Below are 21277 nucleotides of genomic sequence, written 5' to 3'. Positions count from 1 at the left end.
CTTCGGATACCCAGCAGCACCGCCCACCCCCGGATCCCCGGGGCGCACGGCGGCGTGAGCATCGGTCGGCGACCTGCGGCGGCGGCCGAGGAGAAGCGAACAGTCATGCAGACTCTCGATTTCATCGACAGCAAGTCCCTGCGCCAGGACATCCCGGACTTCGGTCCCGGCGACACCCTGGACGTGCACGTCAACATCGTGGAGGGCAACCGCTCCCGCGTCCAGGTGTTCCGCGGCTACGTCGTCGGGCGCCAGGGTGCCGGGGTGCGCGAGACCTTCACCGTCCGCAAGGTCTCCTTCGGCGTCGGCGTGGAGCGCACCTTCCCGGTGCACTCCCCGATCATCGACAAGATCGAGGTGCTGACCCGCGGTGACGTGCGCCGCGCCAAGCTGTACTACATGCGCGAGCGCCACGGCAAGGCCGCGCGCATCCGCGAGAAGCGCGACAACGCGTAGGGTTGTCACCCTCATCTCGGGCGGAGCCTTCCGCCCCTGAGGCCAAGCGCCGACTCCCGCTCGGGGGTCGGCGCTTGGTCGTTGCGGTCCTGGCCCTGGCGCTGACGCTGATGATCCTCGTGCGCTGCCTGCTGCTGGAGATCTTCACGGTGCCCTCCGGGTCCATGGAGGACACCCTGATGCCGGGGGATCGGATCGCGGTCTGGCGGGTGGGTCAGGACCACCCGGAGCGTGGGCAGATCATCGTCTTCGACGGCACCGGCTCCCTGGCCCCCTACCGCTCCGAGGGCGGGTGGCTGGGCCACACCCTGGAGGTCGCCGGCGCCTGGACCGGCCTGCGCATCCGCGAGGACGTGTTCGTCAAGCGCGTGATCGGCGTCGGCGGGGACACCGTGCGCTGCTGCTCCGCGGACGGGCGCCTGGAGGTCAACGGCCAGCCCCTGACCGAGCCGTACCTGCCGCCCGGGGAGAAGCCCTCCGAGCAGGAGTTCTCCGTGCGGGTTCCCGCCGGCCGGCTGTGGGTCATGGGGGATCACCGCTCCGACTCCCGGGACTCCCGGGCGCTGCTCGGGGCCCCCGGCGGGGGGATGATCCGCGAGGACCGGATCATCGGCACCCCCGTGGCCGTCGTCTGGCCGCTGCATCGTATTCACAGCCTGGACCGTTAGACTGCGGTAGCCCCATCCACCACCCGGCGGGACCCCGCCGACCCGGCCCATGAAGGAATCCCATGGCAGATCCGGCCACGCCCGCGGCCTCCCACCCCGACGACGCCGCCCCGACCCCCGCGGCCGGGCACCGCTCCCGGAGGGCTCGGCGCCGGGACCGGGAGGAGCGGCCGCAGGGGGCCTGGGGGAAGATCCGGGAGACCCTGCTGGTCATCCTCTACGCGGTGATCATCGCCTTCCTGGTCAAGACCTTCCTGCTGCGCGGCTTCTACATCCCCTCCGGCTCGATGGAGAACACCCTCGAGCTGAACGACCGCATCTTCGTCAACGTCGCCGGCAGCTGGTTCCACGACCCTTCCCGCGGGGACATCATCGTCTTCGAGGACACCCAGGGGTGGATCCCCGCCTCGCAGCAGGGCCAGGTCTCCCCGGCGCGCAAGGCGCTGTCCTTCGTCGGGGTCATGCCGGATGCCTCGGAGAACTACCTCATCAAGCGCGTCATCGGCACCGGCGGGGACCACGTGGTGTGCAAGGACGCCGATTCCGAGGTCACCGTCAACGGCAGGACCCTGGACGAATCCTCCTACCTGTACCCCGGCTCCCACCCCTGCGGGATGCCCTTCGACGTGACCGTGCCCGACGGCGAGTTCTTCGTGATGGGCGACCACCGGGACGCCTCGGCGGATTCCCGGTACCACATCGAGCAGAAGACGGAGTTCGTGAAGGCGGACGACGTCGTCGGCCGGGCCTTCGTCACCGCGTGGCCGCTGAACCGCTTCCACCTGCTGGACGACCACCACGAGGTCTTCGCCGACGTGCCGGCCCCTTCGAAGTCCTGATGCCCGACGCCGAGCACGTCCGGCCCGCGACCGGAAGGCCCCACACGGTGCGCCCCGTGGCGGCCCTGGACCTGGAGCGCAGCCTGCTGGGCCCGCGGTGCCGATCCGTGGCCGGCATGGACGAGGTGGGCCGAGGCGCCCTGGCCGGGCCGGTGGCGGTCGGAGCCGCCGTCGTGGACGCGCACACGCGGCTGACCATCCCGGACCTGACGGATTCCAAGCTGCTCTCCCCGGCCCGACGCACGTCGATGGCCGAGCAGATCGCGGCCTGGATCCCCGCGGCCGTGGGCTGCGCCTCGCCCCGGGAGATCGACCTGCTGGGCATCACCGGGGCCCTGCGCCTGGCCGGGCAGCGTGCGCTGGCCCAGCTGGGCGCGGCAGGGCACCGGCCCGACGCCGTCCTGCTGGACGGCAGCCATGACTGGCTCACCGCGCCTGCCCCGGACCTGTTCGCGGAGCCGGATCCCGTGGCGCAGGCTCTGGAGGGCGAAGACCTGCCCGCGTGGACCGGGAGGGTGAGCACCCGGGTGAAGGCGGACGTGGCCTGCGCGAGCGTGGCCGCGGCCTCCGTCTGGGCGAAGGTGCATCGGGACGCCCTGATGCTCGAGCTGGACGCAGCCCACCCCGGCTACGGGTGGGCCGGGAACAAGGGCTACGGCGCCGCGGCCCACCGGCGGGCCATCGCCGCCCTGGGCCCGACGCCGCAGCATCGGCTCAGCTGGAAGCTCGGTGCCGCCTCCGAGGCTCTCGAGGCGGCCCGGGCCGCCCGCGGCTGACCCCCACTGCCGACGTCGGGCCCTCCCTTCCAGGTCCGCGCGCTCGCAACACGCCTCTCGGCTTCGCACCTGCGCCGCCCCTTCCTCGCCCCTCCCCGCGTCGCGCCTGCGCCGCCGAACCCCTCGACCGGCGGTCCGGTCCGTGCGCCCGTGCCCGGGGACGATGGGGGACCGGTCTCCCGAACCGGTGGACGCGGCCGTGATCCGGGCTTCCCATCCACTTTCGCCGCCTCGAATCCGCGGTTTCCGGTCTGCGCCTGCCGCGCTGCGCCCACGATGGGTGCCGACGGAAAGGCAGGTGCCGACATGGACGAGCGAGCACAGACCGGGCGGTGGGGCGAGCAGATCGCCGCCGCCGTGATGATCGGACGCGGATGGGAGGTGCTGGAGCGCAACTGGCGGCCGCCCGCCGGCGCGCAGGCCGAGCGCGGCGAGCCCGCGCGCGGGGAGCTGGACCTGATCTGCCGTGCCCCGGAAGGATACGTGATCTGCGAGGTCAAGACCCGCACCACGGCAGACTGCGGGCATCCCTTCGAAGCCATCGACGAGCAGAAGATCCGCAGCCTGCGCCGGCTCACGGGGGAGTGGACCCGCGGCTGCGGGCTGCGCCCGGGGCGGGTGCGCATCGACGCGGTGGCCATCACCGGCACCCCGACGGGCTTCACCTACGAGCAGCTGGAAGGGGTGGGCTGAGATGGGTTTCGCCCGTACGCACACCGTCGCCCTGCTGGGCCTGGAGGGCCACCTGGTGGATGTGGAGGCCGACATCGGCGCCTCGCTGCCGTCCTTCGTGCTCCTGGGGCTGCCGGACGCCACGCTCATGGAGTCCCGGGAGCGGATCCGTTCGGCGGCCAAGAACAGCGGTCGCGCCCTGGCCCCGCGCCGCATCACCGTGAACCTCACCCCGGCGACCCTGCCGAAGACCGGCTCGGGTTACGACCTCGCGATCGTCATGGCCGCGGTGCAGGCCGACGGCGCCACCGAGCCCACCGGCGGGTGCGTCTACCTGGCCGAGCTGGGTCTGGACGGCTGCCTGCGTCCCGTGCCCGGGGTCTTCCCCAGCGTCGCCGCGGCGGTGGCCGCCGGACACGAGCACGTCGTGGTGGCGGAGGAGGACCTGCCGGAGGCGCAGCTGGTCCAGGGGGCCGTCGTGCACGGATTCTCCTGCCTGGCCGATGTCCTGGCCTGGGCCGGCGCCCGCACCGAGACGCTGATCCGCCCGCCGCAGCGCCCGCGCGCCGTCGCAGCGGAACCTGCCCCCGCGGCGCCCAAGGACCTGGCCGACGTCGTCGGGCAGGAGGAGGGCCGCTGGGCCCTGGAGATCGCCGCCGCCGGAGGCCACCACCTGTCCATGGTCGGGCCACCCGGATCCGGGAAGACGATGCTCGCCGAACGGCTGCCGGGCATCCTCCCGCGGCTCGGGGCCGCCGAAGCCCACGAGGTCACCGCGGTGCACTCGATCGGCCAGCGCACCGCCCCGCTGACCCGGCTGATCGAGGATCCCCCGTGGGAGGCCCCGCACCACACGGCCTCGGCCGCGGCGATCGTCGGCGGGGGCAGCGGGCTGCCGCGACCCGGTGCCGCCTCCCGGGCCCACCGCGGCGTGCTCTTCCTCGACGAGGCCCCGGAATTCCGCCGCGGAGTTCTGGACGCGCTGCGCCAGCCCCTGGAATCCGGGCTGATCACCATCGACCGGGCCCGGGCCAGCGCACAGTACCCGGCCCGCTTCCAGCTCGTGCTGGCCGCCAACCCGTGTCCCTGCGGACGCTCCCAGGAGATGGGCGGGGGACGCTGCTCCTGCGGCCCGGTGGAGCGTCGTCGCTACCTCGCCAAGCTCTCCGGGCCGCTGCTGGACCGGGTGGACCTGCACATCACGGTGCCCAAGCTCTCCTACGCCCAGATGCGCAGCCGCGGCGAGGCCGAGACCAGCGCCGCCGTGGCCGCCAGAGTCCGCCAGGCCCGCGCGATCGCCGCCGAGCGGCTGGCCGGACTCGGCCTGTCCACCAACGGCCAGCTCGGCGGCACCCACCTGCGCGGTGCGCTGCGCCTGGAACCCACCGTGCTCACCCCGCTGCAGGGCCTGTTGGACCGGGGCGAGCTGACCCTGCGCGGCTGCGACCGCGTGCAGCGCCTGGCCTGGACCATCGCGGATCTGGAGGGGCGCACCTCGCCTGCACGCCAGGACATCGACACCGCGATCAGCCTGCGGCTGACCTCCCAGCTGGCTCCCGCCTGAGCCCAGTCCCGCCGCCACGACCCGCCGACCGAACCACATCCCAGGAGACCGTCATGTCCTCTCTCGCCCCCGCTGCCGTGCGCACCGCCCGGCAGCGCCTGATGCAGATCGCCGAACCCCAGGACTCGGTGGCCATCGTGCTGGTCGCGGCCTTCGGACCGGAGCGCGCCCTGGCCATCGCCGAGGGCCGCGACCGCCCGAGCCCGGCCGAGCGGCGCGAAGCGGCCGAAGCCTGGCCCGAACACGCCCGCAGCCTCACCGAGGAGGCCCTGGAGCAGGCCGTGCGGCGGTGGCAGCCGCGGGTCGGGCTGCGCCGGGTCGAGGCCCTCGAGGAGACCCTCGCCCGCCACCACGGCGCCTGGTTCGCCTGCCCGGAGGACCCGGACTGGCCCGAGCCCTTCCTGGACCTCGGCCCGGCCCAGCCGTGGGGGCTGTGGGGACGCGGTCAGCGGGAGCGGCTGTCCCGGTGCGGGGTCGGGGAGATCGCCTTCGTCGGCTCCCGGGACGCGACGGGCTACGGCACCGCCGTCACCTCCCACCTGGCCGGAGACCTGGCGGCCGAAGGCTACGGGATCCTGTCCGGCGGGGCCTTCGGGATCGACGCCGCCGCGCACCGGGCCGCCCTGGCCACCTCCGTGCGTGATCCGGCGACGGTGTGCTTCCTGGCCTGCGGCATCGACCGCTTCTACCCCCGCCGGCACGAGGACCTGCTGCGCGAGATCGCCGACCGCGGGCTGGTGCTCACCGAGGTCCCTCCCGGGTGCTCCCCGATGCGCCACCGGTTCCTGCAGCGCAACCGGCTGATCGCGGGGCTGGCCGAGGTGATCGTGGTCGTGGAGGCCGGGTGGCGCTCCGGTGCGCTGAACACCGCCCATCACGGCCTGGAATGGGGGCGCACGGTGGCCGCGGTCCCCGGCAGCGTGTTCAGCGCCCAGTCTGCGGGCTGCCACCGGCTGCTGCAGGAGGAGCCCGTGAGCATGGTCACCAGCACCCGGGACCTGCGGGAGCTCATCGGCTCCCCGCAGCTGCCGGGCCTGGCCGGCGCGGGGCAGGGACTCCTGCCGATGCCCGGACCTGGAGCCGGTGCGGCCGGAACCGGGGCGTCTGGGTCCGAAGGCCCCGGGCTCGGCGGTGCTGCGGGAGCCGGTGCCGGTCCCGGGGAGCCGGATCCGCGGGAGGGGCTGGACGAGGTGCAGCGGCTGGTGCTGGATGCCCTGCCCGTGGCCCGCGCCGTGCCCGCAGACAGGCTGTGCGCCGTCGCCGGGCTGGCGATCCGCCAGGTGCTGCCGAGCCTGTCCGTGCTGGAGGGCCGCGGGCTGGCCCAGCGGCGCGAGGACGGCACCTGGCGGCTGCACCCGGACTCCCGTCCGGCGCAGCGTGCGGGATCGGGCACCCCGGTGGATACAGTGTGAAGGGCAGGAGGTCGCCCCGGTTCCCTCGACCCGGGGCGACGGCGCACCCATCGACCCAGGAGGTCTCTGACGTGAGCGACACCGATGCCCGAGCCCCGCTGCGCGTGCACCTGACGGCCCAGCGCCGCTCCCGGGAGATCGACGACGCCCTGACCCGCCTCGGGGCCCAGGTCTTCCACTGCCCAGCCCTGGTGGTGGTCCCGGCCGAGCGGGACGAGCAGATCGCCCGGGACACCCGAGCGATCCTCGCCGCGCGTCCCGAGGCGGTGCTGATCACCACGGGGGTGGGGCTGCGCGCCTGGCTGGCGGCCGCCGATGCGCTCGAGCTCGGGGAGCCGCTGCGCCGCCTGCTCGGTCAGACCCGCCTGCTCGCCCGCGGCGCCAAGGCCCACGGGGCCATCAGGGCCGCCGGGCTCACGGCCGACTGGGTCGCACCCGGGGAGAGCACGAGCGAGCTGATCGAACACCTCACCGTCGAGGGGCTGAGCGGACGCACCGTCGCGATCCAGCACCACGGGATGGACGACGGCCGCGACGCCCGGGACCTGCGCGAACGGGGTGCGCAGGTGCACGGGGTGGTCCTGTACCGCTATGCCCAGCCCGCGGATCCGGAGCCGGTGCTGCGCAGCGTGCGCGAAGCCGCCGACGGATCGGCCGATGCCGTGCTGTTCACCTCCGCGGGGGCCGCCGCGGCGTGGCTGAAGGCGGCCGACGCCGAGCAGCGGTGCCGCCTGGCCGAGCGCAGCGCCTCGGGGGACCTCGGCCTGTTCGCCGTCGGGGCGGTCACCGCCGCACCCCTGCGGGAGCACGGCTTCACCGTGCAGCACCCCGAGCGCTTCCGGCTGGGGGCGATGCTGCGGCAGGTCGGTACATGGGCGCAGAGTCGATCACCTCGGGAGCGGCCGTGAGCGCCCCGACGGCCGACAGGCCCGGGGAGGACCGGTCGGGAGAGCAGGAGCTGGGGGAGGCCCACGCCCGCGCCCTGGGCGAGTACGAGGAGCACCTGCGGTGGGAGCGGCATCGCAGCCCGCGCACCATCGCCGCGTATCTGGGGGATCTGGCGGACCTGATGCGCCACGCCCAGCGCCGCGGACGCGAGAGCCCGGAGCAGATCACCCTGGAGGACCTGCGGGACTGGCTGGCCGGGCACGACGGTGCCGCCCGGACCAGCTCCGCCCGTCGGGCCTCCGCGGCGCGCGGCTTCTTCCGCTGGGCGCAGCGGGAGGGGCTGGTTCCCGTCGACCCTTCCGTGCGCCTGCAGTCGCCCAAGCGCCCCCGCAGCCTGCCGCCGGTGCTCTCCGCCGCGCAGGTCGAGGCCGTCATCGCCCACCTGCGCGAGCCCGAGCGCGCCCGTTCCGACGCGGCCGATGCTGCGGCGGCCGAGTCCGGGGCGTCCGCGGGCCCCGGCAGCGAAGGATCAGAGCCTCCCGCGGCCCGCACCCGCCGGCTGCGGACGCTGGCGGTCGTGGAGGTGCTGTATTCGACCGGCGCGCGCATCGCAGAGCTGGCCGGCCTGGATCTGGGGGACATCTCCTGGGAGCGGCGCACCCTGACCCTGACCGGCAAGGGCAACCGGCAGCGCACCGTCCCCCTGGGGGCCCCGGCCGTCGCCGCCCTGCGTGCCTGGCTGGAGCAGGGCCGCCCCCGCTGGGCCGGTGCCCACCCCGAGGGGTCGGCCGCGTCGGCGGTGTTCCTCGGGCCCCGCGGCGGACGGGCGGACCCGAGGCAGCTGCGGGAGGATATCAACGCGGCCCTCACCCGAGCCACGGACACCGGGGTGACCGGCGCCCACGTCTTCCGCCACAGCGCGGCCACGCACCTGGTGGACGGCGGGGCCGACATCCGCGCGGTCCAGGAGCTGCTGGGACACGCCAGCCTGGCGACCACCCAGATCTACACCCACGTCTCGGTGCAGCGCCTGGCCGACACCTACCGCGGGGCCCACCCGCGGGCCTGAGCGCGCCGGGTCGCGGTTGGCCCATCGCTGCGGGTGGGGCACAATGGTGCCCGGGCGAGGGCCCGCAACGTCCGCCGTCGGGGCGACAGATCGTAGGGGAAGACGCATCTGTCCCGTGTCCCGAGGAGACGACGTGAACACCCCCCGCACCCACGGGGTGCTGCACATCCACGCAGCCCCCGCCTCGCTGTGCCCGCACATCCGGTGGGCCCTGGAATCCGTGGTCGGACGCACCCCGGAGCCCCAGTGGTCCCCGCAGTTCGCCCTGCCCGGACAGGTGCGCACCACCCTGGAATGGGAGGGCCCCTGCGGCACCGGTGCCCTGCTGGCCTCCGCCCTGCGTCAGCTGGGGAATCTGCGCTTCGAGATCCACGAGGAGGCCCGCCCCGGATCCGACGCCGGTCGCTGGGCCTACACCCCCGGCCTCGGCATCTTCTGGGCCATGACGGATGCCGCCGGGAACACCGTCATCACCGAGGACCGCGTGCGCTGCGCCTACGAGAGCGCCCAGGGTGATCCCCAGGCCCTGCTGCGCCAGTTCTCCCTCGCGCTGGGGGAGGCGTGGGACGAGGAGCTGGAGCCCCTGCGCGAGTGCGTCAGCGCCCCGGAGAACGTGCGCGTGCTGCACCGGGTGAGCTGACCCCGAGCCTGCTCGGCCTCAGCGGCACCGCACCACCCAGGAACGCCCCCTGCTGAGATGCTGGGTTCGTGCTGAGATGCGGGGATCGTGCTGAGATACCGCACGGCGGGACGCATCTCAGCACGAACAGCGCATCTCAGCACGAAACCCGCCTGCCGGGAACCCGCCGCGGCCCCCGGCATGGCACCCGCGGCGTGAGGAAAGCCAGAGAAGCACCCACGGGAGACGACGGCGCCCCGGCAGGATCTGTCCAGCCGGGGCGCCGTCGTGCGCGTGGGGGATGCGGGGGTCAGTTCACCGAGCGGAAGGCGGCTACCGAGTTGTGCCCGCCGAAGCCGAAGGAGTTGGAGACCGCGACGATCTCCCCGGCCGGCAGATCCCGGGCCTGGGTGACCACATCCAGGTCGATCTGCGGGTCCTGGTGCTCCAGGTTGATGGTCGCCGGGGCCTTGTGCTCGTGCACCGCCAGCACGGTCATCACGGCCTCGATCGCCCCGGCGGCGCCGAGCAGGTGCCCGGTCATGGACTTCGTGGCCGAGACCGCCATGTCATCGGTCGCGGAGCCGAAGGCCGCCCGCAGGGCCGTGGCCTCCGGGATGTCCCCCACGGGGGTGGAGGTCGCGTGCGCGTTGACGTGCTTGACGTCGGCGGCGGTGAAGTCCCCGGAGGCCATCGCCTCGCGCAGGCTGCGCGCGGCACCGAGGCCCTCGGCGTCGGGGGCGGTGATGTGGAAGGCGTCCGAGGAGACCCCGGTGCCGGCCAGCTCCGCGTAGATGCGCGCCCCGCGGGCCTTGGCGTGCTCCTCCGACTCGATGATCAGCGCTGCGGCGCCCTCGCCCATCACGAAGCCGTCCCGATCGACGTCGTAGGGGCGGGAGGCCCGCTCCGGCTCGTCGTTGCGCGTGGACAGCGCCTGCATCTTCGCGAAGGCCGCCAGCGGCAGGGGGTGGATCGCGGACTCGGTGCCGCCGGCGACCACGACGTCGGCCTTGCCGGTGCGGATCAGGTCCAGGGCCACGTGCAGGGCCTCCGTGCCGGAGGCGCACGCGGAGACGACGGTCTGCGCCGCAGCGCGGGCCTTGTGGTTCAGGGAGACGGCGGCCGCGGCCCCGTTGGGCATCAGCATCGGCACCGTCATCGGCAGCACCCGGCGGGGGCCGCGCTCGCGCAGCGTGTCCCAGCTGTCCAGCAGGGTCCACACCCCGCCGATCCCGGTCCCGAAGGACACGGCCACCCGCTCCGGATCCAGCTCCTCGCTGGCCTCGGCGTCCTCACCGGTGAACCCGGCGTCGGCCCAGGCCTGACGGGCCGAGTGCACGGCGAACTGCCCCGAGGGGTCCAGGCGCTTGGTCTCCACCCGGGAGACGTACTCGGACTCGCTGATGGGGGAGCTGACCCGCCCGGCGATGTAGACGGGCAGCTGGTGCTGCTGCACCCACTCGTCCTCCAGACAGACGACGCCGGAGACTCCCTTCAGGGCGTTGGCCCACATCTGGTGGGCGCTGGCGCCGATCGGTGAGATGGCTCCGAGACCGGTCACGACTGCTTTGCGACTCATCTGCCGAGAACTTTCTGTTACGGGGAGCCCGCGGGGCGGGCGGATGGTGCTGGCCGGGGTTCGCGGCGAGAGCGCGCGGGGCACGGCGCCGACTGGGCGCCGCACCCCACGCGGCGGCTTCGCCGCCCGCCGTCAGTTGGAGGCGTTGGCGATGAAGTCGACGGCGTCGCCGACGGTCTTGAGGTTCTTGACCTCCTCGTCCGGGATGGTCACCCCGAACTTCTCCTCCGCGTTGACGACGATGGTCATCATGGAGATGGAGTCGATGTCCAGGTCCTCGGTGAAGGACTTCTCCAGCTGGACCTCCTCGGTCTCCACACCGGTCTCCTCGTTGACGATCTCGGCCAGTCCGGCGAGGATCTCGTTCTTGTCAGCCATCGGTTCTCCTTGTCTTGCAGTCTCCCGGCGGCGCTTGGGCCGCGCGGGCCGAATGGGTTTCGCTCTGCCGGGGGCCAGTCTACCGGCCCCGGCGCCGCTCCGCTTCTTCCCCGCGGTCAGCGGCCACCCCGCGGGGGTCGGGGATCAGGGCTGCGGCAGCTGCTCCGGGGAGCTCAGGGCCGTGACCGGCACGCCCTTCATGGCGCGCCGGGCCAGCCCGGTCAGGGTGCCGGCCGGGGGCAGCTCCCACGCGGAGTCGACGCCCAGCTCCAGCAGCTTCTGCTGGCACAGGTCCCAGCGCACCGGGCGGGTCACCTGGTCCACCAGGGACTGCAGGGCCGCGGCCCCGGAGGTCACGGGCTTGCCGTCGCGGTTGGACAGCAGGGTCGAGACCGGCTCGGCGGGCTCCAGGCCGCGGGCCAGCTCCTGCAGAGGTCCCACGGCCGGGCGCATGTGGTGGGTGTGGAAGGCCCCGGCGACCTTCAGCGGGATCACGCGGGTGCGGGCCGGGGGAGCGGCCGCGAAGGCCTCCAGCTGGGCGGCGGTGCCCGCGGCGACGATCTGACCGCCGCCGTTGGCGTTGGCCGCCGTCAGTCCGGCCTCCTCGATGGCCGCGCGCACCTGCTCCTCGTCCCCGCCGAGCACCGCGGCCATCCCGGTGGGTTCGGCCGCGGCGGCCCGGGCCATGCCCTCGGCGCGGACCTTGATGAAGCGCAGCGCGTCCTCCGCGCTGAGCACGCCGGACAGCGCGGCCGCGGTGATCTCCCCGACCGAGTGCCCGGCCCAGACCAGGTCCTCGCCGGTCAGGGCCTCCTTCAGCCGCTCGCCGGCCACGATGCCCGCGGCCACGATCAGCGGCTGGGCGATCGCGGTGTCCTTGATGGTCTCCTCATCGGCCTCGGTGCCCAAGCGCACCAGGTCCAGTCCGACGACGTCGCCCAGCCCCGCCAGGCGGGTGCGCAGCGCTTCGTCGTCGAGCCACGGCGAGAGGAATCCGGGTTTCTGGGAGCCCTGTCCAGGGCAGAGTATGGCAATCACGGTCTCAGCTTTCCACGAATCGGCGCGCAGATCATGTCCGTACGGGCCGTGGGGCGCTCCGGTTTTCCCGGCCCCGCCCTGCGACCCGTGCGGAGACCCCCCGCACAGACGCCCGCGGGCCGGGTCCGGACGGGGGCCGTCGCACTGACGGTCCCGTCGGTCCCGGCCCGCGGGTAGCAGGGTCGGGCTCAGGCGGCTTCCCCGCCGGAGTTGCCGGAGACCCCGGCGGCCGGATCCAGCAGGTGGTACCGGTCGATGGCCTGACGCGGGGCGTCGGCGTCGACCTCGCCGCGGGCCGCCAGCATCTCCAGGGCGCGCACCACCATCGAGTGGGCGTCGATGTGGAAGAACCGGCGGGCCCCGGCCCGGGTGTCGGAGAAGCCGAAGCCGTCCGCACCCAGGGTCGCGAACTCGTTGGGCACGTACTGGCGGATCTGATCGGGCACGTCGGAGGTGAAGTCCGAGGAGGCCACGATCGGGCCGGTGGCGCCTTCCAGCTGGCTGGTCACGAACGGCACCCGCTGCTCCTGCTCCGGGTGCAGCATCGCCTGCTCCTCGGCCTTGCGGGCGTCCCGGCGCAGCTCGTTCCAGGAGGTCACGGACCACACGTCGGCGGAGACCTTCCAGTCCTCGGCCAGGATCCGCTGCGCCTCCAGGGCCCACGGCACCGCCACGCCGGAGGCGAGCAGCTGGGCCCGCGGCCCGTCGATCTCGGCGGGCTTGAGCAGGTAGATGCCCTTGAGGATGCCCTCCACGTCCACGTCCTCCGGCTCGGCCGGCTGCACGATCGGCTCGTTGTACACCGTGAGGTAGTACATGACGTCGTGGTCTTCGTCGCCCTCGCCGTACATGTGCTCCAGGCCGCGCTGGACGATGTGGGCGATCTCGTAGCCGTAGGCGGGGTCGTAGTGGCGCACCGCCGGGTTGGTCGAGGCCAGGATCGGGGAGTGCCCGTCCATGTGCTGCAGGCCCTCGCCGGCCAGGGTCGTGCGCCCGGCCGTCGCGCCGATGATGAACCCGCGGGAGAGCTGGTCCGCGGCGGCCCAGAAGCCGTCGCCGGTGCGCTGGAAGCCGAACATCGAGTAGAAGATGTACACCGGGATCATCGGGACGCCGTGGGTGGAGTAGGAGGAGCCGACGGCGGTGAACGCCGCGGTGGCCCCGGCCTCGTTGATGCCCACGTGCAGCAGCTGACCGTCCGTGGCCTCCTTGTAGGCCAGCATCAGCTCGCGATCCACGGACAGGTAGTTCTGGCCGTTGGGGTTGTAGATCTTCTGCGTGGGGAAGAAGGAGTCCATGCCGAAGGTGCGGGCCTCATCCGGGATGATCGGGACGATCCGCTTGCCGAACTCCTTGTCCCGCATCAGGTCCTTGAGCAGGCGCACGAAGGCCATGGTGGTGGCCGCCATCTGCTTGCCCGAGCCCTTCTTGGCCCCGGCGTAGGCCTTCTCCGGGGGCAGGGAGATGGGCCGCTGGTGTCCGTCCCGGATCGGGATGAACCCGCCGAGCTCCCTGCGCCGCTCCAGCATGTACTTGATCTCCGGGGCGTCCGGACCCGGGTGGTAGTACGGGGCGCCGTAGAGGTCCTTCTCCAGCTCCTCGTCGGAGACGGGGATGCGCAGGCGATCCCGGAAGACCTTGAGGTCCTCCAGGGTCAGCTTCTTCATCTGGTGGGTCGCGTTGCGGCCCTCGAAGTGGGTGCCCAGCCCGTAGCCCTTGATGCCCTGGGCCAGGATGACGGTGGGCCGGCCCTTGGTCTCCAGGGCCTGCTTGTAGGCCGCATAGACCTTGCGGTAGTCGTGGGCGCCGCGCTTGAGGGACCAGATCTCGTCGTCGGACATGTCCGCGACCATCTCCTTGGTCTTGGGGGAGCGCCCGAAGAAGTGCTCGCGGATGAAGCCGCCGTTCTCCGCCTTGTAGGTCTGGTAGTCCCCGTCCAGCGTCTCGTTCATGATCTTCACGAGCTCGCCGTCCTCGTCCTTCTCCAGCAGCGCGTCCCACTCGCGGCCCCAGATGACCTTGATGACGTGCCAGCCGGCGCCGCGGAAGAACGCCTCCAGCTCCTGGATGATCTTGCCGTTGCCGCGCACCGGCCCGTCCAGGCGCTGGAGGTTGCAGTTGACGACGAAGGTGAGGTTGTCCAGCTTGTCGTTGGCCGCCAGCTGCAGGGCGCCGCGCGACTCGGGCTCGTCCATTTCGCCGTCGCCGAGGAAGGCCCAGACGTGCTGCTCGGAGGTGTCCTTGATCCCGCGGTTGTGCAGGTACTTGTTGAACTGCGCCTGGTGGATCGCGTTGAGCGGGCCCAGACCCATGGACACGGTGGGGAACTGCCAGAAGTCCTGCTTGCACCGGGGGTGCGGGTAGGAGGGCATCTCGTGGCCGGGCTTGGTCTTCTCCTGCCGGAAGGCGTCCAGGTCCTCCTCGGTCAGTCGGCCCTCGAGGTAGGCGCGGGCGTAGTTGCCGGGGGAGGAGTGGCCCTGGAAGTAGACCTGGTCCCCGCCGCCGGGGTGGTCCTGGCCGCGGAAGAAGTGGTTCAGGCCCACCTCGTAGAGGGTTGCCACGCCGGCGTAGCTGGAGATGTGACCGCCCACCCCGATCTCGGGGCGCTGGGCGCGGTGGACCATGACGGCGGCGTTCCAGCGCAGCAGCGCGCGGTACCGGCGCTCGATCTCCTCATCGCCCGGGAACTCCGGCTCCTGGTCCACGGGGATGGTGTTGACGTAGTCGGTGGTGGTCACGGTGGGGACCTGAACGGACTTGGCCCCGGCCCGCTGCAGCAGGCGGCGGACGATGAACTGGGCCCGCTCGGTGCCCTGGGTCTCGACGAGCTGGTCGAAGGCCTCCATCCACTCGGATGTCTCCTCGTGGTCCTGGTCGGCCATGCCGGCGGTGAGCTGGCTGAGGATGTGGTCGTTCGTCGCTGAGGGAGCCACGGTGAACCTCTTTCACTCGGTGTCAGTGGGGAGCATGCGCCCCGTCAGAGGCCGCTCCCGGCGCGCCCTCGTCGGCGCGCCGCGTCACCTTCCATGGTGTCATATCCGGGGTGTGCGGGCCCTTCCGTGGCGAGCCCGCCGACCCATGGCGTGCGCCACGTCGGGCGGGTGCCGACACTTGATCCGACGGCGTCGACGGTGTTGGGTGGTACGTGTGACGACGCCGGCGCGCGCCATCCCCGCGACGTCGGCCGTCGCCCGCGGCGAGCATCGGCCCCGCGGCGATCCCCAGACCCCTCAGGAGGAAGAACCAGTGAGCGAGACCACGACCGCCGAGGACCGCTCGGCAGTCCTGCTCGGTTTCAAGGAGGGCGACCTCATCCAGGAGTTCGGCTACGACGAGGACGTGGACTTCGCCCTGCGCGAGGACATCGAGGACCTCACGGGCGAGGAGCTGCTGGACGAGGACGCCCAGGAGGTCGCTGACGCGGTGCTGTTCTGGTGGCGCGCCGGGGACGGGGACCTCGTGGATGCGCTGGTGGACTCCCTGACCACCCTCGACGACGGCGGCGTCGTCTGGGTGCTCACCCCGAAGGCGGGGCGCGACGGCTACGTCTCCCCGGCCGACCTGCAGGAGGCCGCCCCCACCGCCGGGCTGCGGGTGACCACCACCGAGGCCGCCTGCCCCGAGTGGGCCGCGACCCGACTGGTGGGCACCCGGTTCTGAAGGCCCTCGCGGCCGCGGCGGATTCCCCCTGCGGGCTGTGCATCCGGTACGGTGTTCCCTCGGATCGGGTGCCGGCGGCTGCGCAAGCCTCCCACCCGTTCGCCAGGGTCTTTAGCTCAGCTGGCAGAGCGACTGGTTTACACCCAGTAGGTCATCGGTTCGATCCCGGTAGGACCCACCCACGATCGCGCCGCGGGCGCGCCCGCCCGGACTGTCCGCACCCGCCGCACACCGCGTAGGCTGGGGTGCATGGCAGAAGAGAACTCCCAGAACACCGCACGGGCGCAGATCGGCGTCACCGGACTCGCCGTGATGGGCGCCAACCTGGCCAGGAACCTCGCCCGGCACGGGTACACCGTGGCCCTGCACAACCGCACCACCGCCAAGACCGACGAGCTGCTGGCCGAGCACGGAGACGAGGGCGACTTCGTGCGCACCGAGACCCTGCAGGAGCTGGTGGACTCCCTCGAGAAGCCCCGCCGCATCCTCGTCATGGTCAAGGCCGGCGCCCCCGTGGACGCCGTCATCGAGCAGCTGACCCCGCTGCTGGATGAGGACGACATCATCATCGACGGCGGCAACTCCTACTTCAAGGACACCATCCGCCGCGAGCAGGAGTGCGCCGCGAACGGGCTGCACTTCGTCGGCGTCGGAGTCTCCGGCGGTGAGGAGGGCGCCCTGAACGGGCCCTCCATCATGCCCGGCGGCTCCCGGCAGTCCTACGAGTCCGTGGGACCCCTGCTGGAGACCATCGCCGCCAAGGCCGACGACGGCACCCCCTGCTGCGCCTGGATCGACACCGACGGGGCCGGGCACTTCGTCAAGATGGTGCACAACGGCATCGAGTACGCCGACATGCAGGTCATCGGGGAGGCCCACGACCTGCTGCGCTCCGTCGTCGGCCTGGAGCCTGCGGCCCAGGCCGAGGTCTTCCGGCAGTGGAACACCACGGACCTGAACTCCTACCTTATCGAGATCACCGCGGAGGTCCTCTCCCAGCGGGACGCCGAGACCGGTGAGGCCCTGATCGACGTCATCAAGGACGAGGCGGGGCAGAAGGGCACCGGACGCTGGACGGTGCAGTCCGCCCTGGACCTGGGCGCCCCGGTCTCCGGTATCGCCGAGTCGGTGTTCGCCCGCGCCCTGTCCTCCTCGGATGTGGAAGCCCGCCGCCAGGCCCAGGAGCATCTGTCCGCCGGGCTGATCTCCACCACGGGTGTCGCCCAGGGGGACCCGGAGTTCATCGAGGACGTGCGCCGGGCGCTGTACGCCTCCAAGCTGGTCTCCTATGCCCAGGGCCTGGACGAGCTGTCCAAGGCCGGCGCGGAGTTCGGGTGGGACCTGAAGCTGGACGTCATCGCCTCCCTGTGGCGGGCCGGGTGCATCATCCGCGCCGAGCTGCTCGGGGAGATCATGCAGGCCTACCGCGGGGAGGACGCCCCCGTGAACATGCTGCTGGCCCCGGGCTTCCGGAAGGTCATGGAGCAGCTGGTTCCCTCCTGGCGCCGCGTCGTGGCCAAGGCCACCGCGCTGGGCGTGCCGGTGCCGGTGTTCGCCTCCTCGCTGTCCTATTACGACGCGCTGCGGCGCAAGCGCCTGCCCGCCGCCCTGATCCAGGGGCAGCGGGACTTCTTCGGCGCGCACACCTACCAGCGCGTGGATCGCCCCGGCACGTTCCACACCCTGTGGTCCGGGGACCGCACCGAGATCCGCACCGACGAGGAGCAGACCGCCCCCTCGACCCCGGAGCGGGTCAACAAGGAGCCCTCCAAGTAAGTCCCAGCGTGGAACACGACGACGCCCCGCCCTTCGCACTGCGAAGGGCGGGGCGTCGTCTTCTGCGGGCGGGCACCGTACGGCCTCGGGCCGGGCTCACCCGTGCGGGGACCTCAGATCCACATGGCGGGATCGATGTAGGTGGCCGGATCCACCAGCGGCTGCTTCTTCTCCGGGGTGCGCGGACGGTGCTCCGCCGGGATCCCGGTGACGATCGAATCCGCGGGGGCGTCGTGGACCACCACGGCGTTCGCCCCGACCGCGGAGCCGGCGCCGATCGTGATCGGCCCGAGCACCTTGGCCCCGGCCCCCACGGTCGTGCCGTCCCCGATGGTCGGGTGCCGCTTGACCTTCTCCAGTGAGCGCCCACCCAGGGTCACCCCGTGGTAGAGCATCACGTCATCGCCGATCTCCGTGGTCTCCCCGATGACCACGCCCATGCCGTGGTCGATGAAGAACCGGCGGCCGATCTGCGCCCCCGGGTGGATCTCGATCCCGGTGAGGAAGCGGGAGACCTGCGAGAGGGTGCGCGCCGTGGCCTTGGTCGCGTCCCGCTGCCAGAGGCGGTGGGCGACTCGGTGCATCCAGATCGCGTGCAGCCCCGAGTAGTTGATCATGATCTCGAGGCTGCCGCGCGCGGCCGGATCGTGGGACCGGGCCGTGTCCAGGTCCTCGCGCAGGCGGGAGAGGAAGCCCACGATCAGGCGCGGATGTCTTCGTACAGGACGGTGGAGACGTAGCGCTCGCCGAAGTCGGTGACGACGGCGACGATCAGCTTGCCCTCGTTCTCGGACTTCTTGGCCTCCTCCAGTGCGGCCCACACGATGGACCCGGAGGAGATCCCGCCGAGGATGCCCTCCTTGGCGCCCAGCTCGCGGGCGACGCGCACGGAGTCCTCGAGGGTGACGTCGGCGACGGCGTCGTAGATCTCCCGGTCCAGGGTGTCCGGGACGAAGTTGGCGCCCAGGCCCTGGATCTTGTGGGGGCCGGCCTTGCCCTCGGTGAGCAGCGGGGAGTCGGAGGGCTCCACCGCGATGACCTTGACCTCGGGCTTGCGCTCCTTGAGGTACTTGCCGACGCCGGAGACGGTGCCGCCGGTGCCGACGCCGGCCACGAACACGTCCACGGCGCCGTCGGTGGCCTCCCAGATCTCCCGGCCGGTGGTCTCGTAGTGGATCTTGGGGTTGGCCTCGTTCTCGAACTGGCGGGCCAGCACGGCGTTCTCGGTGTTCTCCACGATCTCGGCGGCCTTGTCCACGGCCCCGCGCATGCCCTCCGCACCGGGGGTCAGCACGATCTTCGCGCCGTAGGCCCGCAGCATCACGCGGCGCTCGGTGGACATGGTCTCCGGCATGGTGAGGATGACGTGGTACCCGCGGGCCGCGCCGACCATGGCCAGGGCGATGCCGGTGTTCCCGGAGGTGCCCTCCACGATGGTGCCGCCGGGCTTGAGCTGCCCGGAGGCCTCCGCGGCGTCGATGATCGCCTTGCCGATGCGGTCCTTCACGGAGTTGGCGGGGTTGTAGAACTCGAGCTTGACGGCGACGTTGCCGGGCAGGTCCTTGTCCAGCTGGTTCAGCCGCACGAGCGGGGTGTCGCCGATCGCTTCGGTGACGTTGTCGAGGATCTTAGCCATGTCAGCCTTCCTGGGGTCGTGGCGCCCGGGGCCGCTGGTCGTCCCCGGCGGGGACGATTCGGGCAGCGGGCCGGGTGGGATGCGTGACCACCGTAGCCACGCGGCGTTTCCTGGCTTAAGAAACGAGCCACGGGCGGTAATATTCCCGGGCCTTCGCCAGCTTGGGGTCGATGATCGCCTGGCAGTAGCCGTTGGCGGGGTTGGTGCGCTGGAAGTCCTGGTGCACGGCCTCGGCCTCCCAGAAGGTCCCCAGTGGTTCGACGGTGGTGACGATCGGGCGGTCGTAGAGCCGCTGGGCGCGGGCGATCTGCTCCTGGAAGAACCGCTTCTCCTCCTCGTCCCGGTAGAACACCGCGGAGCGGTACTGGGTGCCGACGTCGTAGCCCTGCCGGTTCAGGCTGGTGGGGTCGTGGGTCGTGAAGAACATGTCCATGATGACGTCGGCGGGCACCTCGTCCTCGTCGAAGCGCACCCGGATGGCCTCGGCGTGCCCGGTCCGCCCGGTGCACACCTCGCGGTAGGTGGGGTGCTCGGTGGCGCCCCCGGTGTATCCGGCGATGGAGGATTCCACGCCGCGGGTCCGCTGGTAGACGGCGTCCAGGCACCAGAAGCACCCCGCCGCGAGAGTCAGTTCGCGCATGTCCTCCATCCTGGACCCGGCCGGCAGTCGGAGGACAGCGGGGTTCGCTGGCGGGGGAAGGCGGCGCCGCCCGGGCCGCGGGTTCCTCGACCGGGTCTCCTAGACTGGCGGGCATGAGCACCACCGGCACCACCGCGCACCTGTCCGACGTCGTCGCCGCCGCCCACCGGCTGTGGCCACGGGAGCTGGCCGAGTCCTGGGACGCCAGCGGCCTGGTGTGCGGGCGCCCGGACGCGCCGGTGCGGCGCATCCTCTGGGCGGTGGACCCGGTCCAGGCCGTGGCCGCCGAGGCCGTGCGCCGGGACGCGCAGCTGCTGCTGACCCACCACCCGCTGCTGCTGCGCGGGGCGCACTTCCTGCCCGCGGACACGGACAAGGGCGCGGTGGTGCACGAGCTGGTGGAGCACGGCATCGGGCTGCTGGCTTCGCACACCAACGCGGACTCCTACGACGGCGGGGTCTCGGATGCGCTGACCCGCGCCTGCGGGGTGAAGGCCGCCCGGCCCCTGGACCCGACCGACGCCGAGCGGGGCAGCACCGGCATCGGGCGCGTGGGGGAGCTGGCGGAGCCGGTGACCCTGGAGGCGCTGGCCCAGCGGCTGGCCTCGGCGATGCGCCCGACGGCCGGCGGGGTGCGGGTGGCCGGGCCCCGGGAGGGGCTGGTGCTGCGGGTCGCCGTGTGCGGAGGGGCCGGGGATTCCCTGTTCGACGCCGTGCGCGCCGTGGACGCGGACGTGTACGTGACCGCAGACCTGCGCCACCACCCGGCCTCGGAGGCGCGCGAGCGGGCCCTGCTGAGCGGGGGCCGGCCCTACCTGATCGACTGCTCGCACTTCGCCTCCGAGCAGCTGTGGCTCACCGAGGGCGCCCGGGCCCTGGAGGCGGAGCTGGCGCGGGAGGGCTTCGCGGTGCAGATGCTGCTCAGCGAGCTGAACACCGATCCGTGGGATTTCGCGGTGCGCCCCGAGCGGCACCCGGGCTCGGCCTCCACGAACGCCGAGGCTGCCCGGTACTGAGGCTGCTCCGGGGCGGTCTGGGGCGGGGGATCGGTCAGCGCTGGCCGAGATCCGGCCCGGGGCTGGGCTCGGAGTCGGTGGCCTCCCGGTTGCTGTCCGCGCCCATGCCGGGCTCGTGCTCGGTGCCCTCGGGGTCGCTGTCGGGCCCCGGGCTCACCTCGTGCTCGGTGCCCTCCGGGTCCGTGTCCGGTCCGGGGCTGGTGATCGGCTGCTCGGCGTCGTCCTCCGGGAATCGGTGCTCGGCGTCGCGGTGGTGGTGCATGGGGTCTCCTCGTCTGGCTGTGTCGTGTCTCACCTGTGAGCGTACACGGCAGGAGAAGGGAGCGGTGGACGGGTCGGCCGATGAGCCGGGTTCTGTTCCGCGCGGCGGTCACCCGCCGCACGGCGACGATCATCCATCTAGGCCGCGGATCGCTCCGCGGCTCGAGCGGCCTACCCGGATGCTCGGGCGGGCAGCCCTCGAACGCATCCTGTCTGGCCTTGCTCCGGATGGGGTTTACCCTGCGGCACCTGTCACCAGGCGCCCGGTGGTCTCTTACACCGCCTTTTCACCCTGGCCCGCCGTGACCGCTGCACGCGGCACGGCGGGTG

21 protein-coding genes, 1 tRNA gene and 1 other RNA gene are annotated in these 21277 nt (G+C 72.5%); 14 read left to right on the top strand and 9 right to left on the bottom strand.

The genetic code is table 11. The annotated features are described in order from the left end of the window. Positions 1-105 precede the first annotated feature (105 nt). From rplS to KKR01S_RS00070, 10 genes are all read left to right on the top strand, one after another. Entirely contained in the window at positions 106-456 is a 351-nt protein-coding gene (gene rplS / locus KKR01S_RS00115) for a 50S ribosomal protein L19 (RefSeq protein ID WP_058731467.1), read from the top strand. Positions 457-530: 74 nt separating this feature from the next. Beyond that, on the top strand, positions 531-1124 hold the full coding sequence (gene lepB / locus KKR01S_RS00110; protein WP_244884065.1) for a signal peptidase I: 594 nt from the start codon (positions 531-533) through the stop codon (positions 1122-1124). Positions 1125-1186: 62 nt separating this feature from the next. Next, on the top strand, positions 1187-1963 hold the full coding sequence (lepB, locus tag KKR01S_RS00105; protein WP_061224972.1) for a signal peptidase I: 777 nt from the start codon (positions 1187-1189) through the stop codon (positions 1961-1963). A gap of 47 nt (positions 1964-2010) precedes the next feature. Further along, positions 2011-2739 (top strand): ribonuclease HII, encoded by a 729-nt coding sequence (gene rnhB, locus KKR01S_RS00100; protein ID WP_244884064.1) that lies wholly within the window; start codon positions 2011-2013, stop codon positions 2737-2739. A 306-nt stretch (positions 2740-3045) separates the two neighbouring features. Next, positions 3046-3432: a YraN family protein gene (locus KKR01S_RS00095; RefSeq protein ID WP_058731763.1), complete on the top strand. Its 387-nt coding sequence runs from the start codon at positions 3046-3048 to the stop codon at positions 3430-3432. A 1-nt stretch (position 3433) separates the two neighbouring features. Beyond that, positions 3434-4975, top strand: a complete 1542-nt coding sequence (locus tag KKR01S_RS00090) for a YifB family Mg chelatase-like AAA ATPase (RefSeq protein WP_061224970.1) — start codon at positions 3434-3436, stop codon at positions 4973-4975. A gap of 53 nt (positions 4976-5028) precedes the next feature. Next, on the top strand, positions 5029-6387 hold the full coding sequence (dprA, locus tag KKR01S_RS00085; RefSeq protein ID WP_061224969.1) for a DNA-processing protein DprA: 1359 nt from the start codon (positions 5029-5031) through the stop codon (positions 6385-6387). A 71-nt stretch (positions 6388-6458) separates the two neighbouring features. After that, positions 6459-7295 (top strand): uroporphyrinogen-III synthase, encoded by an 837-nt coding sequence (locus tag KKR01S_RS00080; RefSeq protein ID WP_061224968.1) that lies wholly within the window; start codon positions 6459-6461, stop codon positions 7293-7295. Further along, positions 7292-8344: a tyrosine-type recombinase/integrase gene (locus KKR01S_RS00075; protein ID WP_269148336.1), complete on the top strand. Its 1053-nt coding sequence runs from the start codon at positions 7292-7294 to the stop codon at positions 8342-8344. The genes KKR01S_RS00080 and KKR01S_RS00075 overlap by 4 nt, the downstream gene beginning before the upstream one ends. Before the next feature lie 133 nt (positions 8345-8477). Further along, positions 8478-8984, top strand: coding sequence for a DUF3145 family protein (locus tag KKR01S_RS00070; RefSeq protein ID WP_058731599.1), 507 nt, complete (start codon positions 8478-8480; stop codon positions 8982-8984). 289 nt (positions 8985-9273) lie between these two features. On the opposite strand, the gene KKR01S_RS00065 is transcribed toward KKR01S_RS00070, so the two are convergent. The 4 genes from KKR01S_RS00065 to aceE all read right to left on the bottom strand — a co-directional run bounded on the left by KKR01S_RS00065 (position 9274) and on the right by aceE (position 14840). Beyond that, complete coding sequence (locus KKR01S_RS00065) at positions 9274-10542, bottom strand: beta-ketoacyl-[acyl-carrier-protein] synthase family protein (RefSeq protein ID WP_061224967.1); 1269 nt, start codon at positions 10540-10542, stop codon at positions 9274-9276. 132 nt (positions 10543-10674) lie between these two features. Further along, entirely contained in the window at positions 10675-10920 is a 246-nt protein-coding gene (locus KKR01S_RS00060) for an acyl carrier protein (protein WP_058731597.1), read from the bottom strand. A gap of 144 nt (positions 10921-11064) precedes the next feature. Beyond that, positions 11065-11958, bottom strand: coding sequence for an ACP S-malonyltransferase (locus tag KKR01S_RS00055; RefSeq protein ID WP_058731596.1), 894 nt, complete (start codon positions 11956-11958; stop codon positions 11065-11067). 188 nt (positions 11959-12146) lie between these two features. Then, a complete protein-coding gene (gene aceE / locus KKR01S_RS00050; RefSeq protein WP_058731603.1) occupies positions 12147-14840 on the bottom strand; it encodes a pyruvate dehydrogenase (acetyl-transferring), homodimeric type in 2694 nt (897 codons plus the stop codon). A gap of 364 nt (positions 14841-15204) precedes the next feature. Between aceE and KKR01S_RS00045 the strand changes: the two genes are divergently transcribed. From KKR01S_RS00045 to gnd, 3 genes are all read left to right on the top strand, one after another. Next, positions 15205-15618: a DUF3052 domain-containing protein gene (locus KKR01S_RS00045; RefSeq protein ID WP_058731595.1), complete on the top strand. Its 414-nt coding sequence runs from the start codon at positions 15205-15207 to the stop codon at positions 15616-15618. A gap of 105 nt (positions 15619-15723) precedes the next feature. Further along, positions 15724-15796: transfer RNA gene (locus KKR01S_RS00040), tRNA-Val, on the top strand. A gap of 71 nt (positions 15797-15867) precedes the next feature. Next, entirely contained in the window at positions 15868-17394 is a 1527-nt protein-coding gene (gene gnd / locus KKR01S_RS00035) for an NADP-dependent phosphogluconate dehydrogenase (RefSeq protein WP_061224966.1), read from the top strand. A gap of 113 nt (positions 17395-17507) precedes the next feature. Here gnd and epsC read toward each other — a convergent pair whose 3' ends face one another. From epsC to msrA, 3 genes are all read right to left on the bottom strand, one after another. Next, positions 17508-18092 (bottom strand): serine O-acetyltransferase EpsC, encoded by a 585-nt coding sequence (gene epsC, locus KKR01S_RS00030; RefSeq protein WP_058730335.1) that lies wholly within the window; start codon positions 18090-18092, stop codon positions 17508-17510. Between the two features lie 2 nt (positions 18093-18094). Continuing rightward, entirely contained in the window at positions 18095-19030 is a 936-nt protein-coding gene (cysK, locus tag KKR01S_RS00025) for a cysteine synthase A (RefSeq protein ID WP_058730334.1), read from the bottom strand. A 115-nt stretch (positions 19031-19145) separates the two neighbouring features. Beyond that, a complete protein-coding gene (gene msrA, locus KKR01S_RS00020) occupies positions 19146-19670 on the bottom strand; it encodes a peptide-methionine (S)-S-oxide reductase MsrA (protein ID WP_058730333.1) in 525 nt (174 codons plus the stop codon). Positions 19671-19783: 113 nt separating this feature from the next. Here msrA and KKR01S_RS00015 point away from each other — a divergent pair, with 113 nt between their 5' ends. Then, positions 19784-20686: a Nif3-like dinuclear metal center hexameric protein gene (locus KKR01S_RS00015; protein ID WP_061224965.1), complete on the top strand. Its 903-nt coding sequence runs from the start codon at positions 19784-19786 to the stop codon at positions 20684-20686. A gap of 34 nt (positions 20687-20720) precedes the next feature. Here the strand turns inward: KKR01S_RS00015 and KKR01S_RS00010 are convergent, their stop codons facing one another. Together KKR01S_RS00010 and rnpB are read right to left on the bottom strand one after the other, a co-directional pair. Next, positions 20721-20948, bottom strand: a complete 228-nt coding sequence (locus tag KKR01S_RS00010; protein WP_058730331.1) for a hypothetical protein — start codon at positions 20946-20948, stop codon at positions 20721-20723. A gap of 65 nt (positions 20949-21013) precedes the next feature. Next, an RNA gene (gene rnpB, locus KKR01S_RS00005) (RNase P RNA component class A) lies at positions 21014-21277 on the bottom strand; the annotation flags it as partial.

It is taken from the genome of Rothia kristinae NBRC 15354 (assembly GCF_001570865.1).
Lineage (GTDB): Bacteria > Actinomycetota > Actinomycetes > Actinomycetales > Micrococcaceae > Rothia > Rothia kristinae.
Note: the sequence above shows the minus strand (reverse complement) of the source record. Positions and strands in the feature narration are given on the sequence as shown.